Origin of the sequence: Streptomyces rishiriensis (assembly GCF_003112535.1) — a bacterium.
GTDB lineage: Bacteria > Actinomycetota > Actinomycetes > Streptomycetales > Streptomycetaceae > Streptomyces > Streptomyces rishiriensis.
In genome coordinates this window covers 584,868-603,812 of sequence record NZ_BEWA01000002.1, presented here as the reverse complement: position 1 = coordinate 603,812, position 18,945 = coordinate 584,868, and the positions used below count along the sequence as shown (strand labels likewise).

The window sequence follows — 18,945 nt, the reverse complement described above, 5'->3', positions numbered from 1 at the left end:
CTGGAGACATCCAGCATGACCCATGACGCACAATCCGCGCTGCTGCGCGCAGCGCTGGACGCCGCCGCACGCGGATGGCACGTCTTCCCCCTGCGCCCCGGCACCAAGCGGCCCGCCCTGCACGGCGAGCAGTCCTGCCCCGGCACCGGCCCCTGCACGAATGGGCACCGCAAGTGGGAGGAGCGCGCCACGACCGACCCGGACCGCATCCGCGCCACCTGGTCGCACGGCCCGTTCAACGTCGGCATTGCCACCGGCCCCTCCGGGCTGCTGGTCGTCGACCTCGACGTGCCGAAGGGCAAGGGCAGTTCGGACGCGCCTTGCGGCGCGGCAGCCTTCGGAGCGCTCTGCGAGCGCGCCGGCCACGCCGTCCCCGGCACCTACCGGACCCGGACCGCGAGCGGCGGGGAGCACCTGTACTTCACCGCCCCGACCGGAGTGCGATTCTCCAACACGGCCGGAACCGTGGGCGAGTTGGTCGACACCCGAGCGTGGGGCGGATACGTCGTCGCCGCCGGTTCCGTCACTCCCGCCGGACCGTACGAGCCGCTGTACGCCTCTGAGGCGGCCCCACTGCCGGGATGGCTGCACAGCATCCTCAAGCCCGCCCCCAAAGCCTCCGCGGCCCCTTCGGTGGCCTTACCGGGGCAATCCAGCCGATACGCAGACGTCGCACTCACTGCCGAGACGCGCAACGTCGCGGCGGCTCAACTCGGGGCGCGAGAGGCGACGTTGTTCCGCGCGGCGCGAGCACTCGGGCGGTTCGTCGCGTGGGGCGACCTCCCCCGCCACACGGTCGAACAGGCTCTTCAGGAGGCGGGAGAGACGGCCGGACTCACCGTCGCCGAGTGCCGCTCCACACTGCGCAGCGCCCTGAACTGGTCCATCGCCCGTAACCAGAGGCGCAGGGGGGCGACGGCATGAGCGCCCCTCCCCGCCCCTCCCTGAAGAGCGTCACCCCCGCCCCGGACGGCCCGGACGCCGCCCGGTGGACCGCCCCCCGCCCGGCCGCAGGCGGCCCGAAGGATGCCGCCCGCAAGGGCGTCGCCACTGCTCTGTGCCCGGACCGCTCCCCGGTCGTAGACGCGGACCCCGCCCCCAGCCCGGACCCCACACCCGGCCGGCCGGGCGTCCGCATCTACGCGCCGCCCGTCTACCGCGACCACGAAGACGGCGCGCGCTGGTCCAAGCGCTACGGCGACTTCCCCAGCGCCGCCTACGCCTGTGCCTGCGGCAAGACCGCCACGGCCGCCGGTCCGCGACGGGTGGCCGCCCTGGTCGACGAGTACACCGCCCACAAGACCGCCTGTGCGGGAGTTCCCGCCACGCTGCCCGAAGGGAGGGCCGCCGCATGAGCACCGCCATTGACGGGGCCGCGCTGCTGGACGAGGTGGAAGCGTTCCACCGTCGCTTCAACGTCTTCCCCACGGACGCCGCGTTCGTCGCCGTCGCGCTGTGGGACGCGCACGCCCACCTGCTCGACTGCTTCGACTCCACCCCCCGCATCGCCTTCCTGTCCCCCGAGCCGGGGTCGGGCAAGACGCGGGCGCTGGAGATCGTCGAGACGCTCGTGCCTCAGCCGATGACGGCCGTCAACGCGTCCGCCGCTGCCCTGTTCCGGTCCGTCTCCGGGCCCGGTGGGAAGCCGACGATCCTGTTCGACGAGATCGACACCGTCTTCGGCCCCAAGGCTGGGGACAACGAGGAGTTGCGCGGGTTCCTCAACGCCGGCCACCGCCGCACCGGCGTCACCTACCGGTGCATCGGCGACGGCGGCAACCAGACCGTTCAGGCCTTTCCCTCGTACTGCGCGGTCGCGGTCGCCGGACTCGGCTCGCTGCCCGACACGATCCTGACCCGCTCCGTCATCATCCGCATGCGCCGCCGGGCGCGGAACGAGAAGGTCGAGCCCTTCCGGGCCCGCATCCATGAGGCGGAAGGCCACAAGCTCCGTGACCGGCTCGCCGAATGGGCGGAACAGGCGCGAGGGTTCGTCATGGGGGCGTGGCCGGACATGCCCGACGGAGTCGCCGACCGGCCGGCCGACGTGTGGGAACCCCTGCTCGCCATCGCAGACGCGGCCGGCGGAACCTGGCCCGATCGGGCCCGCGACGCCTGCCTGACCCTGGTCAAAGCCTCCCGCGCCAACGACAAAGGCAGCATGGGCGTGCGGCTGCTGACCGACCTACGCGACCACGTCATGGTCGGCATCGACCGCCTGCCCACCATCGCCATCCTCGACCGCCTCAACGCCCTCGACGACGCCCCATGGGCCGACCTGGGCGGCAAACCGCTCGACAACCGGCGACTTTCCAAGATGCTCGCCGAGTACATGACGGCCGACAACGAGCCGATCACCTCCCGCAACATCAAGGCCGCCGGCAGCGTCCTCAAGGGCTACTACGCCACCGATCTGTGGGACGCGTGGGCCCGCTACTGCCCCCCACCCCCGGAAAGTCCGCTACCTCCGCTACCCGGCACCGAAAACCTGGTCTGACCAGCAGTGATGAGGTAGCGGCAAGCCTCGCAAGTTGCCGCTACCTCGCCGCTACCCATCCGCTACCGCTACCCCTTCCCGCTACCTCGACAGGCTCCCTGACCTGCGAGGTAGCGGCGGTAGCGGAGGTAGCGGCCCTCAGAGGTACCCCCCGAAGGATCGCCACAGAGGAGACCCCGCATGGGCACCGCCATCGTGGACGCCACCCGACCCGCCGAGACCAGCGGTCTGGCCCCCGTTCTCCTGACCGTCGAAGAGGCCGCCTACTGCCTCCGTGTCGGCCGAACCACCTGCTTCGCCCTCATCCGCAACGGGGAGCTGGAATCCCTGATGGTCGGCGGACTCAGGCGCGTCCCCGCCGACGCCCCGGCCGCCTACCTCGCCCGTCGCCGCGCTGAGCAGCAGACGGCCTGACCCCTTCCGTCCGGAGCGTTGCCCCACCGCGGGGCGACGCTCCGGACGTTCTCATTCGCCGCAACTTCAAGGAGTCCGTCCGTGGCGGAAGACAAGAAGCGCACCCGACAGCCCAACGGCCGTAGTTCGATCTACCTGGGAAAGGACGGCAAGTGGCACGGCCGTGTCACGGTCGGTACCCGAGACGACGGCACCCCGGACCGTCGCCACGTCGAACGCAAGACCCGAGCCGAAGTGACCTCCGCCGTGCGGGAGCTGGAGAAGCAGCGTGACGCCAAGACGATGCGGAAGCCGGGCAAGGCGTGGACGGTCAAGACATGGCTGACGCACTGGATCGAGAACGTTGCGCCCCTGGCCGTCAACGACAACACCATGGTCGGGTACCGCGTCGCCGTGCGGAAGCACCTGATCCCCGGCTTGGGGGCTCACCGTCTCGACCGGCTCAAGCCCGAGCACATCGAGGTGTTCTACGCGAACATGCAGGCCAACGGCAGCAAGCCGGGGACCGCCCACCAGGTGCATCGCACCTTCCGAACCGCCCTCAATGAAGCCGTACGGCGAGGGCATCTCGGCAAGAACCCGGTTCAGTTGGCCAAGGCCCCGAAGACGGGGGAGTACGAGGTGGAGCCCTACAGCGTCCAAGAGGTACAGCGGTTGCTCAAGGCCGCTGACCAGCATCGCAACTCCGCACGGTGGGCCGTCGCCCTCGCCCTCGGACTGCGCCAGGGCGAGGTGTTGGGGCTGAAGTGGGAGGATGTGGACCTTGAGGGTGGGTTCCTCGTTGTCCGCCGCAGTCGCCACCGGCCGCAGTACGCCCACGGGTGCGCGGAGCCCTGCGGACGCAAGGCGGCTGGGTACTGCCCGGAAAGACGGCGAACCAACGCGGAGTTGTCCACCACCAAGTCCCGCGCCGGCCGTCGTGCGGTCGGTCTTCCCGAACAGCTTGTTGACCTGCTCGGTGCCCACCTCAAGGCGCAGGAAGCGGAGCGGGAGTCGGCCGGGAAGCACTGGGAGGAGAATGGCCTTGTCTTCCCGGACGAGCACGGCCGTAGCCCGTCTCACCGCCGGGACTGGTCAGAGTGGAAGGCCCTTCTGACAGAGGCGAAGGTCCGGAACGGGCGTCTGCACGACGCGCGCCACACGGCCGCGACGGTGCTGCTCATCCTCGGTGTCCCCGAGCGGGCCGTCATGGGGCTCATGGGGTGGTCGACGACCGCCATGGCCGCGCGGTATCAGCACATGGTCGACGCGGTACGGACGGACATCGCGAGGCAGGTCGACGGTCTGATCTGGAAGCCCGAGACGGACCGGCCGGACGGCGACGACGGTGCGGCCGGGGCCCTCGTACCGGCCAACTGAGACGGGAACTGAGACGGGCGACCAAAGGGCGGCACCCTCGCAGGGGTACCGCCCTCTCGTTCTGCCTGGTCAGTCACTTGAGGCCATGGCGGGAATCGAACCCGCGTAACTCGCTTTGCAGGCGAGTCCCTAAGCCACTCGGGCACACGGCCGGGTCGGGAGGGGGTTCGTCGTGCGCCCCGTCCGAACTTGGTGTCCTGACCGTACGGGCCGGACGGGAAGGGGTTCAAGGGTCTCGCCGGGGCCGCAACGGGACTGCCACACGCCGTTCATGAAACGGGGGCGCGGCCGTGGTCGTAGGACCAAGGTCCCGGGCGCGTACCCGTCCTCCGACAGGGGCAGATGTCGGTCGCGCCCCTTACGCTGACGACCATGGCCGCCCTCGAACCCCGCGACACCGGTGTCGCAGACGACGTCCTGTCCCGCGCCGTGAGGCCCGACGAGGACGGGACCGTCCTCGGGCGGGCCCATCGGGCCCTCACCGTCGGGATCGTCTCCGTGGTGCTGCTCATCGCCTTCGAGGCGACCGCCGTGGGGACCGCGATGCCGGTCGCGGCGCGGGACCTCGACGGGGTGTCGGTCTACGCGTTCGCGTTCTCCGGGTACTTCACGACGAGCCTGTTCGGGATGGTGTTCGCCGGACAGCTGTCGGACCGGCGGGGACCGCTCGGGGCGCTGGGAGGCGGGATCGGGGCCTTCGCGGCGGGGCTGCTGCTCTCGGGGAGCGCCCAGGTCATGTGGGTGTTCATCCTCGGGCGGGCCGTGCAGGGACTCGGTGGCGGGCTGGTGATCGTCGCGCTGTACGTCGTCGTCGGACGGGCCTATCCGGAGCGGCTGCGGCCCGCGATCATGGCCGCGTTCGCCGCCTGCTGGGTGGTGCCGTCCGTGGTCGGGCCGCTGGCCGCCGGCGCGGTGACCGAGCATCTGGGGTGGCGGTGGGTCTTCCTGGGGATACCCGTCCTCGTCGTCGGACCGCTCGCGCTGGCGCTGCCCCAGATACGCCGGCGGGCGAGCGGACCCGTGGAAGGGACGGTCGCCCCGCCCTTCGACCGGCGGCGGATCCGGCTCGCCCTCGCCATCTCCCTCGGCGCGGGGCTCCTGCAGTACGCCGCCCAGGATCTGCGGCCCGTCTCGGCCCTGCCCGCCGCCGCGGGGCTCGCGCTGCTCGTGCCCGCCGTGCGCGGGCTGCTGCCGCACGGCACCTGGCGGGCGGCCCGCGGCCTGCCCTCCGTCGTGCTGCTGCGCGGCGTGGCCGCCGGGTCCTTCATCGCCGCCGAGTCCTTCGTCCCCCTGATGCTGGTGACGCAGCGGGGGCTGAGCCCGACCCTGGCCGGGTTCTCGCTCGCCGCCGGCGGCGGCACCTGGGCCCTGGGCTCATGGCTGCAGTCGAGGACCTGGGCGGAGCCGTACCGGGAGCGGCTGATGGCGTTCGGGATGGTGCTGGCGGCCGCCGCCATCGCCGCCGCGCCCAGTGTGCTGCTGCCCGCCGTGCCGGCCTGGACGGTGGCCGTCGCCTGGGGCTTCGGGTGCTTCGGGATGGGGCTCGTCATCTCCTCCACCAGCGTGCTGCTGCTGAAGCTGTCCGCCCCGCAGGAGGCGGGCGCCAACTCGGCCGCCCTGCAGATCTCGGACGGACTGTCCAACGTGCTGCTGCTGGCCGTGGGCGGCGCCGCCTTCGCCGCGCTGGGCGGCGGGAGCGTGGCGCACGCGACGACGGCGGCGGCCGCCGACGGCGCGTCGCATCCGGCGGCCTTCGCCGCCGTCTTCCTCCCGATGGCCGCGGTGGCGCTCCTGGGAGCCTGGGTGACCACCCGCCTGCACGAGCGGCACCCGTGACGGGGGTGGGGGGCAACGCTCGTAAGGCGCGCGCCCGGGCTGCTCGCCTCCGGCGTGCCCCGGCTCCGGCTCCGGCTCCGGCTCCGGCTCCGGCTCCGGCTCCGGCTCCGGCTCCGGCTCCGGCTCCGGCTCCGGCTCCGGCCCCGGGCCCGGATGTTCCTCACGGCCGCATACGACGACGCCCATGAGCAGGCGGCCGCCCTGCTCCACGCCGTCGCCACGTACCATCCGCTCGTCGACGGCGACAAGCGGGCCGCGTGGCCGGCCGCGGTCACGTTTCTCGCGCTGCACGGCGCAGACCTCGCCGGCTGCGCCGAGGACGCGGCGTACGACCTGGTCATCGACGTGGCCTCGGGCGTGGAGCCGAGGTCCCGGCGATCGCGGAGCGACTGCGGGCGCTGTGACCTGGATCCCAACCACGGGCGACGGCGCGTCGTTCGCGCGTCGGCACCGCCGGGCCGCCGGTAGGGTGGCCCGGTTGTCATACACAGCCGAGTCCCCCGTCCACCGAGTGTCCTGTCGACGAAAGCGCCGTCCGTCCGCCCGACCGCCCGCCACCCCGCTTCCGTCCTTCCGACGCGCTTCGCGCGGACCCTCTTGATTCGAGCCCGAACCCGGAGACCGTGACCATCACCGCCGCCACCAGCTCCTCCTCCCACCACCTGTCGCCCGCCTTTCCCGGCCGCGCCCCCTGGGGCACCGCCAGCAAGCTGCGCGCCTGGCAGCAGGGGGCGATGGAGAAGTACCTCCAGGAGCAGCCGCGCGACTTCCTCGCCGTCGCCACCCCCGGCGCCGGCAAGACGACCTTCGCGCTGACCCTCGCCTCCTGGCTGCTGCACCATCACGTCGTGCAGCAGGTGACCGTGGTCGCGCCGACCGAGCACCTCAAGAAGCAGTGGGCGGAGGCGGCCGCGAGGATAGGGATCCGGCTGGACCCCGAGTACAGCGCCGGGCCGCTCAGCAAGGACTACCACGGCGTCGCCGTGACGTACGCCGGCGTCGGCGTGCGGCCGATGCTGCACCGCAACCGCAGCGAGCAGCGCAAGACGCTGGTCATCCTCGACGAGATCCACCACGCCGGCGATTCCAAGTCCTGGGGCGAGGCCTGCCTGGAGGCGTTCGAGCCGGCCACCCGCCGACTCGCGCTCACCGGCACGCCGTTCCGCTCCGACACGAATCCCATCCCCTTCGTGACGTACGAGGAGGGCAACGACGGGATCCGGCGGTCCGCCGCCGACTACACCTACGGGTACGGGTCCGCGCTCGCCGACAACGTCGTCCGGCCCGTCATCTTCCTCTCCTACAGCGGCAACATGCGCTGGCGGACGAAGGCCGGCGACGAGATCGCCGCCCGGCTCGGCGAGCCGATGACCAAGGACGCGATCAGCCAGGCCTGGCGCACCGCCCTCGACCCGCGCGGCGAGTGGATGCCCAGCGTGCTGCGCGCCGCCGACCAGCGGCTCACCGAGGTCAGGAAGGCCATCCCGGACGCCGGCGCGCTCGTCATCGCCTCCGACCAGGACTCCGCCCGCGCCTACGCCAAACTCATCCGGGAGATCACCGGCTCGAAGGCCACCGTCGTCCTGTCCGACGACACCGGCGCGTCCAACCGCATCGACGAGTTCAGCGGCAGCACCGACCGGTGGATGGTCGCGGTGCGGATGGTGTCCGAGGGCGTCGACGTGCCGCGACTCGCGGTCGGGGTGTACGCCACCACCATCTCCACCCCGCTCTTCTTCGCCCAGGCCGTCGGGCGCTTCGTGCGGTCCCGGCGGCGCGGCGAGACCGCGTCCGTCTTCCTGCCGACCGTGCCCGACCTGCTCACCTTCGCCAACGAGATGGAGGTCGAGCGCGACCACGCGCTCGACAAGCCGAAGAAGGAGGGCGAGGAGGACCCGTACGCCGAGTCCGAGAAGGAGATGGACGAGGCGAACAAGGAGCAGGACGAGGACACCGGCGAGCAGGAGCAGTTCGCCTTCGAGGCGCTGGAGTCCGAGGCCGTCTTCGACCGGGTGATGTACAACGGGGCCGAGTTCGGCATGCAGGCCCACCCGGGGAGCGAGGAGGAGCAGGACTACCTCGGCATTCCGGGACTGCTCGAACCCGACCAGGTGGAGTTGCTGCTGCAGAAGCGGCAGGCCAAGCAGATCGCGCACAGCAGGAAGAAGCCGGACACCGAGGCGGACCTGCTCGAACTGCCCGCCGAGCGGCGGCCGGTCGTCTCGCACAAGGAGATGATGGAGCTGCGCAAGCAGCTCAACACGATGGTCGGCGCGTACGTCCATCAGAGCGGCAAGCCCCACGGTGTGATCCACACCGAGCTGCGGCGTGTGTGCGGGGGCCCGCCCAGCGCGGAGGCGACGGCGGGACAGCTGCGGCAGCGGATCGCCAAGGTGCAGGAGTGGGCCACCCGGATGCGGTGAGCCTCTCTCCCCCTCCGCTCCCCTTCCTCGCGCCTCGCTTCCGCGCCCCCCTTCCGCCCTCTCCCGGCCTCCCCCGGACAGGGGCGTGCCTTCCGCCCTCTCCCGGCTCCCCCGGACGGGGGCGTGCGTCCGGGAGCCACGCTCCGTACGTATCGGGATAAATGCAGGAAGTCCCTACCGGCCACTGACCGGATTCTGGACGGAGCCTTCCGCTCAGCGAACCTGCTTCGCTACTGTCCCGCTACGCACACGCCCCGTGGCAGCGCCGCCGCGGAGCGCAGCCGTGAAGCGACCGGGCCCGGACACGCCGGACCCGTCTGTCGATCGGCGGCCTCTGTGGCGCGTCACCGACGGGACTCTGTGACGCATCCGCCGCGACGGAGGGCCGCCGACCTCACCACTTAAGGAGTGGGCGTCGTGACCGCGGAGACCTCCCAGACGCTCGATCGAGGGCTGAAGGTACTCAAGCTGCTGGCCGATACCGACCACGGGCTGACCGTCACCGAGCTTTCCAACAAACTGGGCGTCAACCGGACCGTCGTGTACCGGTTGCTCGCCACGCTGGAGCAGCACGCGCTCGTCCGACGCGACCTGGGCGGCCGGGCCCGGGTCGGCCTCGGCGTGCTGCGGCTCGGACGTCAGGTGCATCCGCTGGTGCGGGAGGCCGCGCTGCCCGCGTTGCGCTCGCTGGCCGAGGACATAGGGGCGACCGCGCATCTGACGCTGGTGGACGGGACCGAGGCGCTCGCCGTCGCCGTCGTCGAACCGTCCTGGACGGACTACCACGTGGCCTACCGGGCCGGGTTCCGGCATCCGCTGGACCGGGGGGCGGCCGGCCGGGCGATCCTCTCCGCACGGCAGAAGACGGCGCGTCCCGCGGACGAGCCCGGTTACACGCTGACGCACGGGGAGCTGGAGGCCGGGGCGAGCGGCGCGGCCGCCCCGCTGCTGGGCGTGACCGGCGTCGAGGGCAGCGTGGGCGTGGTGATGCTGGCCGACGCGGTGCCCGAGCGGGTGGGCCAGCGGGTCGTGGACGCGGCCCGGGAAGTGGCCGAGGCCCTGCGCTGACCGGCGGGCGGCCACGGGCGCGGGGCGTCGCCGCGTTAGATTGACCCCGTGCTCTCACGCCTCTCACGCCCCCAGGCCCTCGCCGTCTGCGCGCTGCCCGTCGTGGCGCTGCTCGCCACGGCCGCCTTCGCGCCGCTGCCGTTCTCGGTGGCGCAGCCGGGCATGACGGCGAACGTCCTCGGTGAGAACAAGGGAGCCGAAGTGATCACGATCTCCGGCGCGCCCACCAGGCACACCAGCGGGCAGCTGCGGATGACGACGATCGAGGCGACCAACCCCGACACCGACGTCAGGCTCTCCGACGTGATCGACGGCTGGTTCCGCACCGACCAGGCGATCATGCCGCGCGACTCCGTCTACCCCAGCGGGCAGAGCACCAAGGAGATCGAGCAGCACAACACCGAGCAGATGCGGCAGTCGCAGGACGCGGCGACCCAGGCCGCGCTGAAGTACCTGGACCTCGGCGACGACAAGGTCAAGGTCACGCTGAAGCTGTCCGACGTGGGCGGACCCAGCGCCGGCCTGCTGTTCTCCCTCGGCATCGTCGACAAGCTCGACGGCGACGGCAGCGGCGGCGACCTCACGGGCGGGCGCACGATCGCCGGCACGGGGACGATCGACGCCGCCGGCAAGGTGGGCGCGGTCGGCGGCGTCGCCCTGAAGACGCAGGCCGCCCGGCGGGACGGCGCGACCGTGTTCCTCGTGCCCAAGGACGAGTGCGCCGACGCGAAGTCCGAGCTGCCCGGGGGGCTGCGGCTGATCCCCGTCACCACGCTCCAGGGCGCGGTCGAGGCGCTGGTCGCGCTGGAGCACGGCAAGGGCCCGGTCCCCAGCTGCTGAGCGGCGGCTACTTCACGAACCCCTGGTCCTTCATCCACTCCAGCGCCACCTGGTGCGGGTCCTTCCCGTCGACGTCGACCTCGGCGTTCAGCTCCCGCGCCACCGTGTTGTCGAGCTTCTTCGTGATCGGGTCGAGCAGGCCCGCGATCGCCGGCCACTTCCTCAGCGCCCCGGAGTTGACCACCGGCGCGGCGTTGTAGTTCGGGAAGAAGTCCTTGTCGTCGTCCATCACCACCAGGCGCATCGACGTGATGCGGCCGTCCGTGGTGTACACCTCGCCGTAGGTGCAACTGCCCTTCGCCGCCTGGGTGTAGATGATCCCGGTGTCCATCTGGGTGACCCGGGACGCCGGCACGTCCATCCCGTACGCCTTCTCCATGCCCCGCAGCCCGTCCGCCCGGTCGGCGAACTCGCCCTCCACGCACAGCGTCACGGCGCCCGGGTCCGACCGGGCCAGCGCGGCCACCTCCGACAGCGTCCTCGTGCGGTACCCGCGGTGGTTCGCCTGGTTCATCGCCAGCGCGTAGGTGTTGTCCAGCCGGGACGGCGGCAGCCAGGTCAGCCCGTTTGCCGCGTCGGCGTCGCGCACCGCCTGCCACTGCCGCCGCGGGTCGGCGATGGGCCGGCTGTTGCCCAGGTAGGTGATCCAGGCCGTGCCCGTGTACTCGTACATGGCGTCGGCGTCCCCCGTGCGGACCGCCTCACGGCTGCCGATGGAGCCCTGGATGCCCGTGCGGTCCAGCACGTCCGCGCCGGCCGCCTGGAAGGCGATGCCGATCATCGCGCCGAGGATCAGGTTCTCGGTGAACGACTTGGACGTCACCGTCAGCCGGGCCCCCTTGAGCGGCTCGCCCCGCCCGATCGAGCCGGGCGAGACGTCGTCGACCATGGGGGAGCCGCTGCTCAGGCCGCAGCCGGCCGTCAGCAGCAGCGCCCCGGCGAGGCACCGTGCCGCTCTCATGCGTCCGCCTCCAGTCCCCGCGGCCGCAGCAGCACCTCGGCGAGCGAGGCCAGCCAGTCGACCAGAAGCGCCAGGGCGACGGTGAGCACCGAGCCCAGCACCAGCACCGGCATGCGCTGGTTGGTGATGCCGGCCGTGATCAGCACGCCCAGGCCGCCGCCCCCGCCGAAGGCCGCCAGGGTCGCCGTGCCGACGTTCAGCACCAGCGCCGTGCGGACGCCGGCCAGGATGAGCGGGACCGCCAGCGGCAGCTCCACCCGGGACAGCACGCCGGACGGGGACATGCCGATCCCGCGGGCCGCCTCCAGCAGCGTCGGATCGTTCGCCTTCAGCCCCGCGACCGTGTTGGAGAGCACGGGCAGGACGGCGTAGGCGATCATGCCGATCAGGGCCGCCCGGCGGCCGACGCCCAGCCAGATCACCAGCAGCGCCAGCAGGCCGATCGCCGGGGTCGCCTGACCGATGTCGGCGAGGGCCAGCGCGACCGGGGTCGCCTTGCGGAACCCGCGCCGGGTGAGCAGGACGCCCAGCGGGATCGCGATGATCAGCACGAAGAACGTGGAGATCACCGTCAGCTGGACGTGCTGCCACAGCGCCTTGGACACCTGGCCGCCGGAGAGCGCGTTCTCGGTGACCGTGTCCAGGTCAGCCTGCTCGAACCACAGCCAGGTGGCCAGCAGCAGCGCCACCAGGAAGGCGGGCAGCAGGGTCAGCTTCCGCCAGGTGAGGCGTCGCCGCGGGGGAGTGGCCGGCCGGCCCGCGGGCTGCGCCGTCTCCCGCGCCGGCGCGTCCCCTGGGGCGTCCGGCAGGCCGACCGGCAGGCCTTCCGCCAGGTGGTCGACCTGGCCGTCGGGCTCGTCGTCGGGCAGGCCGTCCGGCAGGTCGGCCGGCCGGCCGTCGAGTTCGGAGGCGCTCACGCCGTCGCCTTCCCGGCCGGGTCCTCCTGTTCCGCGTGCGGCTGCGCGGCCCGGGCCTCCTCCGGTCGGTGTTGCGCCCCCAGCGCCTCCAGCCGGTCGGCCTCCAGCAGTTCGTGGACGGATTTCAGCAGCGTCTCCATGTCGACGACCCCGGTGTACTCGCCGCGCCGTCCGGTGACCGCCACCCGCCCGGTGGCGTCCGTGAGCACCGCCTCCAGCGCGTCCCGCAGGGTGGCGTCGAGGGTCACCGTGCCGCCGACCGGTGTCCCGGCCCGGGCCAGGGAGCCCCTGGCCCGCATCAGGTCCCCGCGGCGCAGCCACTTGCAGGGCCGGCCCCGCCGGTCCAGCAGCAGGATCTCGTCGCCGCCGCAGGTCCGCAGCCGGTTGAAGACCGTCTGCAGCGGGTCGTCCACGGTGACCGTCGGACAGCCGGTGATCTCCACGTCCCGCACCCGGCTGAGGTGGAGCCGCTTCAACGCCGCTCCCGCACCCACGAACCCGGACACGAAGTCGTCCGCCGGGCTGGTGAGGATCGCCTCAGGGGTGTCGAACTGGACGATGCGGGAGCGCTCGCGCAGCACCGCGATGCGGTCGCCGAGCCTGATCGCCTCGTCGAAGTCGTGGGTGACGAACACGATCGTCTTGTGCAGCTCGCGCTGGAGCCGGAGCAGCTCGTCCTGGAGATGCTCGCGGGTGATCGGGTCGACGGCCCCGAACGGCTCGTCCATCAGCAGCACCGGCGGGTCCGCCGCCAACGCCCTTGCCACGCCCACCCGTTGCTGCTGTCCGCCGGACAGCTGGCGCGGGTGGCGGTGGCGGAACTCGCCGGGGTCGAGCCCGACCAGGCCGAGCATCTCCTCCACCCGGTCCCGGATCCGCGCCTTCGGCCAGCCGGTCATCCGGGGCACGAGCGCGATGTTCTGCGCGACCGTCATGTGCGGGAAGAGACCGGACGACTGGATGGCGTAGCCGACCTTGCGGCGCAGCCTGACCGGGTCGATGCCGGTGACGTCCTCGCCGCCGATGCGGATCCGTCCGCCGCTCGGCTCGATCAGCCGGTTGATCATCTTCAGGGTGGTCGACTTCCCGCACCCCGAGGGCCCGACGAGGACGACCGTCTCGCCCGCCTTGATCTCCATGGTGACGTCGTCGACGGACGGCTCTGCGTGGCCCGGGTACCGCTTGGTGAGGTTCTCCAGCTCGATCGACGCGCCGTGCGACTCAGACACGGATCCCCCTGGGAATCGTCAGGCGTCCGACGACGACGTACGCGGCGTCGAACAGCAGGGCCAGCACGATGATCCCGAGCGTGCCGGAGAGCACCTGGTTGAGGGCGTTCTCGCTGCCCAGCGAGGCGATGCCGCGGAAGATCTCGTTGCCGAGACCGGGCCCGGAGGCGTACGCGGCGATGGCGGCGATGCCCATGAGCATCTGCGTGGAGACCCGGATCCCCGTCAGGATCGGCGGCCAGGCCAGCGGCAGCTCCACCCGGGCCAGCCGCGTCAGCCGGGACATGCCGATGCCGTTCGCCGCGTCCACCAGCGAGGGGTCGACGCCGCGCAGCCCGACGACGGAGTTCCGCACGATCGGCAGCAGCCCGTACAGCGTCAGCGCGATCACCGTCGGCGGCACGCCGAGCCCGACCACCGGGATCAGCAGACCGATCAGCGCGAGCGAGGGGACGGTCAGGACGGTCGAGGCGGAGGCGGTGGCCAGGCCGGCCGCCCAGGCGCTGCGGTAGGTGACGACCCCGATCACCACCCCGATCAGGGTGGCGGCGACCATGCACTGGAAGACGACGGCTGCGTGCTGCCAGGCGTCGGCGAGCAGCTGCCGGTGCCGGTCGTCCAGGTACTCCCAGAAGCTCAACGCCGCTCACCCCACAGGTCTGCCAGGCCCTTCCCGGTCGTCCGCGGCCTGCTCCACCAGCGGGATGATCCGCAGCGGAACGGGGTTCTCCATCACGATCGCGGTGGAGGCCCGGACAATGCCATCAAAGCCGACGACCCGGTCGATGACCCGCTGGAGATCGGCGTTGGAGCGCGCCACCAGCCGGCACAGCATGTCCCCGCTGCCGGTCGTGGTGTGCAGCTCCAGCACCTCCGGCACGGATCCCAAGTGCGCCCGCACGTCGGCCCCTTGGCCCTGCCGGATCTCCAGCGTGGCGAACGCGGTGACCGGGTAGCCGAGCGCCGCCGGATCGACCTGCGGCCCGAAGCCCCGGATGACTCCGTTCGACTGAAGCCGGTCGAGCCGCGCCTGCGCGGTCCCGCGGGCCACTCCCAGCCGCCGGGACATCTCCAGCACCCCCAGCCGTGGCTCCCGGGCCAGCAGCACGATGATCCGGCCGTCCAGGTGATCGATCGCCATGCCGCCGCCTCCGAGATGGTCATCCTGTACAGAAAGCCCGTCGAAACCGCTCTGCCGCTGAACACCTTGACCAGCGATGGAGCGAACTATTGCGCACCTTGCCGAGCGGGGCGACCCTTCCGCTATGACGCAGACCACACACCACACTCCCGACACCGCCCGGCAGGCCGACCCCTTCCCGGTCAAGGGAATGGACGCGGTCGTCTTCGCCGTGGGCAACGCCAAGCAGGCGGCGCACTACTACTCCACCGCCTTCGGCATGACGCTGGTCGCCTACTCCGGACCGGAGACGGGCAGCCGCGAGACCGCCTCGTACGTGCTCACCAACGGCTCCGCCCGCTTCGTCCTCACCTCCGTCATCAAGGCCGCCACTGCCTGGGGCCACTTCCTCGAACGGCATGTGGCCGAGCACGGCGACGGCGTCGTCGACCTCGCCATCGAGGTCCCGGACGCCCGCGCCGCCCACGCCTACGCCGTCGAGCACGGCGCGCGTTCGATCGCCGAGCCGTACGAGCTCAAGGACGAGCACGGCACGGTCGTCCTCGCCGCGATCGCCACCTACGGCGACACCCGCCACACCCTCGTCGACCGTTCCGGCTACGACGGCCCGTACCTCCCGGGCTACGCGAGCGCCGACCCGATGGTCGAACCGCCGTCCCGCCGCACCTTCCAGGCCGTCGACCACTGCGTCGGCAACGTCGAGCTCGGCCGGATGAACGAGTGGGTCGCCTTCTACAACAAGGTCATGGGCTTCACCAACATGAAGGAGTTCGTGGGCGACGACATCGCCACCGAGTACTCCGCCCTGATGTCGAAGGTCGTCGCCGACGGGACCCTGAAGGTCAAGTTCCCGATCAACGAGCCGGCCATCGCCAAGAAGAAGTCCCAGATCGACGAGTACCTGGAGTTCTACGGCGGCGCCGGCGTCCAGCACATCGCGCTCAACAGCAACGACATCGTGCAGACGGTCCGCACGATGCGCGCGGCCGGCGTGCAGTTCCTCGACACCCCCGACTCCTACTACGACACCCTCGGCGAGTGGGCCGGCGAGACCCGCGTCCCCGTCGAGACCCTGCGCGAGCTGAAGATCCTCGTCGACCGCGACGAGGACGGCTACCTGCTGCAGATCTTCACCAAGCCGGTCCAGGACAAGCCGACCGTCTTCTTCGAGATCATCGAACGCCACGGCTCGATGGGCTTCGGCAAGGGCAACTTCAAGGCCCTCTTCGAGGCGATCGAACGCGAGCAGGCCAAGCGCGGCAACCTGTAGTCAGGACGGCCGCGGCCCGCGGCCCGACGCACGCAGCCGCAGCCCGCGGCTCACGGCACGCCGCGGCATCCGCGCTCAGGCCGGCGGTTCGGCGGGGGCCGGCTCGTCGCCCAGCTGCTCGGCCGCCGCCCGGGCCACCGGTCCGAGCAGCGGCGAGAAGTACGGGTTGATCTGCAGCGCCTCCCGCAGATGCCGCCGGGCCGGCCCCTCCGCGCCCAGCGTCCGCTCGATCATGGCCAGGTGGTAGACGTAGGGCGCGCTGCGCATCGCGCCCCCGTGCACCCGGTCGGTGGCCTTCATGGCGAACCTCAGGGCCTCCCGGTCGTGCCCGGCCCGGTGCAACGCCCAGCCCAGCGCGTCCGCCACCGCGATCCCCGGCTGTCTGCGCCACTCGGCCCGCAGCCGCCGCACCGCCAGGGCCGGGTCCCCGTGGTCCGCCTCGAACCGGCCGAGGACCAGGTCCCCGTCCACCCCGCCCGCCGCCTCCACCCGCACCCGCGCCCGCAGCAGGTCGTACTGCACCCGCGCCGCCTGCGCGAGCCCCAGCGACTCGTACAGCTCGCCCAGCTCCAGCGCGTACTGCGGCGACGGCTGCTTGGCCAGCGCCATCCGGTACGCGTTCAGCGCCTCCGTCGTCCGCCCCAGAGCCGCCAGCGCCCGCCCCTGCCCGGCCTGCGCGGCCCGCATGTCGGGGTCGAGCCGCACCGCCTCCTGGAAGTGCCGCAGCGCGTTCTCCCGCTCGCCGCGCTCCCACGCCAGCTCCCCGCCCCGCTCCAGCCAGGCCGCCTGCTCGGCCGGCGACGAAGCGGCCGCCGCCGCGTCCGCCAGCGCCGCCTGCGCGTCCTCGCGTCGGCCCTGGTCCCAGTACACGCCCGCCGCCCGCGCCCGCACGACGGGCCCGGAGTGCAGCGCCGTCAGCCGGTCGAGGGCCTTGCGGGCCTTCTTGTAGTCGCCGAGCCCGGTGTACGCGTCGATGAGCTGCGCGTACGTCGTCCAGCGCCGGGGCGCCGCCTTGCGCGCGGCCTCGCCCCAGGCCAGGGCCGCCGGGAAGTCACGGCGCGCGTTGGCCAGCGCGGCCAGGCCGTCGAGGGCCTCGGCGTTGTTCTCCGGACGCGCCTTCAGCGAGGTCCGCAGCGCCCGCTCGGCCTTGGGGTACAGGGCGGCCACGTCCGCGGTGCGCCGTCCCTGCTCCAGGTAGGCGGCCCCGAGCACCGCCCACGACCGCGCGTCCCGCGGATGCGCCCGCACCCGGCTCTCCCGCTCGTCGACCAGCTCCGCCAGATCCGCGAGCGCGGCAGGCGCCCCGGCGCGGACCGCCGAGCCCGCCTGCGCTCCGGGAGCGGCCACGGGCGCCTGCCCGGCCGGCCCCTCGCCGGGCAGACACAGCAGCACCCCGCCGCCCAGCGCGAGACACCCCACGAGCGAGCCCACGAGCAGCCGCCGACGAAACCGAGAGACCTTCTCCATGGCGCTCACTGTGCGTCACTACGACGACCGTATGACGTCAGCGGAAGGCTCCGGCGGGCGGGGTTCACACCGATGGCCCCGGGTGCGAACCTGAGATCATGAGCCGTTTGGAAGCGCCGCGCGACGAGGTGACGGGCAACCTCCTCGACCGTCTGCTGGCCGGCCTGCCGGCCGGGGCCGTCCTCACCGATCCGGACGTCACGGCCTCCTACGCCCACGACATGGCGGGCTTCTGCCCCGCCGGCGCCCCGGCCGTGGTCGTGCTGCCGCGCACGGCCGAAGAGGTCCAGCACGTCATGCGCACGGCGACCGAGCTGCGCGTCCCGGTCGTGCCGCAGGGCGCCCGCACCGGCCTGTCCGGCGGCGCCAACGCCACCGAGGGCTGCATCGTCCTGTCCCTGACGAGGATGGACCGCGTCATCGAGATCAACCCGGTCGACCGCGTCGCCGTGGTCGAGCCGGGCGTCGTCAACGCGGTCCTGTCGCGGGCCGTGGGCGAACACGGCCTGTACTACCCGCCCGACCCCTCCAGCTGGGAGACGTGCACGATCGGCGGCAACATCGGCACCGCGTCCGGCGGCCTGTGCTGCGTCAAGTACGGGGTGACCGCCGAGTACGTCCTCGGACTCGACGTGGTGCTCGCCGACGGACGGCTGATGTCCACCGGACGCCGCACCGCGAAAGGCGTCGCCGGGTACGACCTCACCCGTCTGTTCGTCGGCTCCGAGGGCTCGCTGGGCGTCGTCGTGCGGGCGATCCTGGCGCTGAAGCCGCAGCCGCCGCGGCAGTTGGCGCTGGCGGCCGAGTTCGCGTCCGGCGCCGCGGCCTGCGACGCGGTGTGCCGGATCATGGCCGGCGGGCATGTGCCGTCCCTCCTCGAACTGATGGACCGCACGACCGTCCGGGCCGTCAACGAACTGACCCGCATGGGTCTGCCGGAGACCACCGAGGCGCTGCTCCTCGCCGCCTTCGACACCCCCGACCCGGCCGCCGACCTCGCCGCGGTCGGCGCCTTGTGCGAGGCGGCAGGCGCCACGCAGGTCGTCCCCGCCGAGGACGCCGCCGAGTCCGAACTCCTGCTCCAGGCGAGGCGTTCGGCGCTCGTCGCGCTGGACGCCGTCAAGGGCACGACGATGATCGACGACGTGTGCGTGCCCCGTTCCAGACTCGGCGAGATGCTCGAAGGCGTCGAACGCATCGCGGAGAAGCACGGGCTGACCATCGGGGTCGTCGCCCACGCCGGGGACGGCAACACCCACCCCACGGTCTGCTTCGACGCGGCGGACCCCGACGAGCGCCGGCGCGCCCGTGAGTCCTTCGACGAGATCATGGGCCTCGGCCTGGACCTCGGCGGCACCATCACCGGCGAGCACGGCGTGGGCGTGCTGAAGAAGGAGTGGCTGGCGCGCGAGATCGGCCCGGTGGGCGTGGAGATGCAGCGCGCGGTCAAGGCGGCCTTCGACCCGCTGGGCATCCTCAACCCGGGCAAGCTGTTCTAGAGGGCCCGTCGCGCCGACCGTCCA

General features: G+C 72.3%; 18 protein-coding genes and 1 tRNA gene. 12 read left to right on the top strand and 7 right to left on the bottom strand.

Going from position 1 to position 18,945, the window contains the following annotated elements:
• Nucleotides 1–15 precede the first annotated feature (15 nt).
• The 5 genes from Sri02f_RS04405 to Sri02f_RS04385 all read left to right on the top strand — a co-directional run bounded on the left by Sri02f_RS04405 (nucleotide 16) and on the right by Sri02f_RS04385 (nucleotide 4,270).
• The gene (locus tag Sri02f_RS04405) at nucleotides 16–924 is read left to right on the top strand and encodes a bifunctional DNA primase/polymerase (RefSeq protein WP_108999705.1); all 909 of its coding nucleotides are present in this window, start codon (nucleotides 16–18) and stop codon (nucleotides 922–924) included.
• On the top strand, nucleotides 921–1,355 hold the full coding sequence (locus Sri02f_RS04400) for a hypothetical protein (protein ID WP_174855578.1): 435 nt from the start codon (nucleotides 921–923) through the stop codon (nucleotides 1,353–1,355). The genes Sri02f_RS04405 and Sri02f_RS04400 overlap by 4 nt, the downstream gene beginning before the upstream one ends.
• Entirely contained in the window at nucleotides 1,352–2,497 is a 1,146-nt protein-coding gene (locus tag Sri02f_RS04395) for a DUF3631 domain-containing protein (RefSeq protein WP_108999704.1), read from the top strand. Before Sri02f_RS04400 ends, Sri02f_RS04395 begins: the two co-directional genes overlap by 4 nt.
• A gap of 180 nt (nucleotides 2,498–2,677) precedes the next feature.
• A complete protein-coding gene (locus tag Sri02f_RS04390; RefSeq protein WP_108999703.1) occupies nucleotides 2,678–2,911 on the top strand; it encodes an excisionase family DNA-binding protein in 234 nt (77 codons plus the stop codon).
• Between the two features lie 81 nt (nucleotides 2,912–2,992).
• A complete protein-coding gene (locus tag Sri02f_RS04385) occupies nucleotides 2,993–4,270 on the top strand; it encodes a tyrosine-type recombinase/integrase (RefSeq protein WP_108999702.1) in 1,278 nt (425 codons plus the stop codon).
• An 80-nt stretch (nucleotides 4,271–4,350) separates the two neighbouring features.
• Here Sri02f_RS04385 and Sri02f_RS04380 read toward each other — a convergent pair.
• A tRNA-Cys gene (locus Sri02f_RS04380) sits at nucleotides 4,351–4,422 on the bottom strand.
• A gap of 220 nt (nucleotides 4,423–4,642) precedes the next feature.
• On the opposite strand from Sri02f_RS04380, the gene Sri02f_RS04375 reads away from it, so the two are divergent.
• The 5 genes from Sri02f_RS04375 to Sri02f_RS04350 all read left to right on the top strand — a co-directional run bounded on the left by Sri02f_RS04375 (nucleotide 4,643) and on the right by Sri02f_RS04350 (nucleotide 10,437).
• The gene (locus Sri02f_RS04375) at nucleotides 4,643–6,106 is read left to right on the top strand and encodes an MFS transporter (RefSeq protein ID WP_108999701.1); all 1,464 of its coding nucleotides are present in this window, start codon (nucleotides 4,643–4,645) and stop codon (nucleotides 6,104–6,106) included.
• Between the two features lie 153 nt (nucleotides 6,107–6,259).
• Nucleotides 6,260–6,574: a hypothetical protein gene (locus Sri02f_RS04365; protein ID WP_174855577.1), complete on the top strand. Its 315-nt coding sequence runs from the start codon at nucleotides 6,260–6,262 to the stop codon at nucleotides 6,572–6,574.
• Between the two features lie 155 nt (nucleotides 6,575–6,729).
• Nucleotides 6,730–8,529, top strand: a complete 1,800-nt coding sequence (locus Sri02f_RS04360) for a DEAD/DEAH box helicase (protein ID WP_108999700.1) — start codon at nucleotides 6,730–6,732, stop codon at nucleotides 8,527–8,529.
• A 417-nt stretch (nucleotides 8,530–8,946) separates the two neighbouring features.
• Entirely contained in the window at nucleotides 8,947–9,597 is a 651-nt protein-coding gene (locus Sri02f_RS04355; protein ID WP_108999699.1) for an IclR family transcriptional regulator, read from the top strand.
• A 48-nt stretch (nucleotides 9,598–9,645) separates the two neighbouring features.
• A complete protein-coding gene (locus Sri02f_RS04350) occupies nucleotides 9,646–10,437 on the top strand; it encodes a YlbL family protein (RefSeq protein ID WP_108999698.1) in 792 nt (263 codons plus the stop codon).
• A gap of 7 nt (nucleotides 10,438–10,444) precedes the next feature.
• Here Sri02f_RS04350 and Sri02f_RS04345 read toward each other — a convergent pair whose 3' ends face one another.
• From Sri02f_RS04345 to Sri02f_RS04325, 5 genes are all read right to left on the bottom strand, one after another.
• Nucleotides 10,445–11,398, bottom strand: coding sequence for a glycine betaine ABC transporter substrate-binding protein (locus Sri02f_RS04345; RefSeq protein ID WP_108999697.1), 954 nt, complete (start codon nucleotides 11,396–11,398; stop codon nucleotides 10,445–10,447).
• Nucleotides 11,395–12,207: an ABC transporter permease gene (locus Sri02f_RS04340; RefSeq protein WP_245970425.1), complete on the bottom strand. Its 813-nt coding sequence runs from the start codon at nucleotides 12,205–12,207 to the stop codon at nucleotides 11,395–11,397. Before Sri02f_RS04340 ends, Sri02f_RS04345 begins: the two co-directional genes overlap by 4 nt.
• 104 nt (nucleotides 12,208–12,311) lie before the next feature.
• Nucleotides 12,312–13,544: an ABC transporter ATP-binding protein gene (locus Sri02f_RS04335; protein ID WP_108999696.1), complete on the bottom strand. Its 1,233-nt coding sequence runs from the start codon at nucleotides 13,542–13,544 to the stop codon at nucleotides 12,312–12,314.
• Nucleotides 13,537–14,184: an ABC transporter permease gene (locus Sri02f_RS04330; RefSeq protein ID WP_108999695.1), complete on the bottom strand. Its 648-nt coding sequence runs from the start codon at nucleotides 14,182–14,184 to the stop codon at nucleotides 13,537–13,539. The genes Sri02f_RS04335 and Sri02f_RS04330 overlap by 8 nt, the downstream gene beginning before the upstream one ends.
• A 6-nt stretch (nucleotides 14,185–14,190) precedes the next feature.
• The gene (locus tag Sri02f_RS04325) at nucleotides 14,191–14,685 is read right to left on the bottom strand and encodes an Lrp/AsnC family transcriptional regulator (protein ID WP_108999694.1); all 495 of its coding nucleotides are present in this window, start codon (nucleotides 14,683–14,685) and stop codon (nucleotides 14,191–14,193) included.
• Nucleotides 14,686–14,809: 124 nt separating this feature from the next.
• Here Sri02f_RS04325 and hppD point away from each other — a divergent pair, with 124 nt between their 5' ends.
• On the top strand, nucleotides 14,810–15,955 hold the full coding sequence (gene hppD / locus Sri02f_RS04320; RefSeq protein ID WP_108999693.1) for a 4-hydroxyphenylpyruvate dioxygenase: 1,146 nt from the start codon (nucleotides 14,810–14,812) through the stop codon (nucleotides 15,953–15,955).
• Between the two features lie 75 nt (nucleotides 15,956–16,030).
• Here the strand turns inward: hppD and Sri02f_RS04315 are convergent, their stop codons facing one another.
• Entirely contained in the window at nucleotides 16,031–17,422 is a 1,392-nt protein-coding gene (locus Sri02f_RS04315; protein WP_108999692.1) for a tetratricopeptide repeat protein, read from the bottom strand.
• 98 nt (nucleotides 17,423–17,520) lie between these two features.
• On the opposite strand from Sri02f_RS04315, the gene Sri02f_RS04310 reads away from it, so the two are divergent.
• On the top strand, nucleotides 17,521–18,921 hold the full coding sequence (locus Sri02f_RS04310) for an FAD-binding oxidoreductase (RefSeq protein ID WP_108999691.1): 1,401 nt from the start codon (nucleotides 17,521–17,523) through the stop codon (nucleotides 18,919–18,921).
• Nucleotides 18,922–18,945 lie beyond the last annotated feature (24 nt).

Excerpts from the sequence above, each read along its gene's own strand:
- Sri02f_RS04405 (WP_108999705.1), top strand. The coding sequence starts at position 16 with ATGACCCATGACGCACAATCCGCGCTGCTGCGCGCAGCGCTGGACGCC.
- Sri02f_RS04400 (WP_174855578.1), top strand. The coding sequence starts at position 921 with ATGAGCGCCCCTCCCCGCCCCTCCCTGAAGAGCGTCACCCCCGCCCCG.
- Sri02f_RS04395 (WP_108999704.1), top strand. The coding sequence starts at position 1,352 with ATGAGCACCGCCATTGACGGGGCCGCGCTGCTGGACGAGGTGGAAGCG.
- Sri02f_RS04390 (WP_108999703.1), top strand. The coding sequence starts at position 2,678 with ATGGGCACCGCCATCGTGGACGCCACCCGACCCGCCGAGACCAGCGGT.
- Sri02f_RS04375 (WP_108999701.1), top strand. The coding sequence starts at position 4,643 with ATGGCCGCCCTCGAACCCCGCGACACCGGTGTCGCAGACGACGTCCTG.
- Sri02f_RS04365 (WP_174855577.1), top strand. The coding sequence starts at position 6,260 with ATGTTCCTCACGGCCGCATACGACGACGCCCATGAGCAGGCGGCCGCC.
- Sri02f_RS04345 (WP_108999697.1), bottom strand. The coding sequence starts at position 11,398 with ATGAGAGCGGCACGGTGCCTCGCCGGGGCGCTGCTGCTGACGGCCGGC.
- Sri02f_RS04325 (WP_108999694.1), bottom strand. The coding sequence starts at position 14,685 with ATGGCGATCGATCACCTGGACGGCCGGATCATCGTGCTGCTGGCCCGG.
- hppD (WP_108999693.1), top strand. The coding sequence starts at position 14,810 with ATGACGCAGACCACACACCACACTCCCGACACCGCCCGGCAGGCCGAC.
- Sri02f_RS04315 (WP_108999692.1), bottom strand. The coding sequence starts at position 17,422 with ATGGAGAAGGTCTCTCGGTTTCGTCGGCGGCTGCTCGTGGGCTCGCTC.
- Sri02f_RS04310 (WP_108999691.1), top strand. The coding sequence starts at position 17,521 with ATGAGCCGTTTGGAAGCGCCGCGCGACGAGGTGACGGGCAACCTCCTC.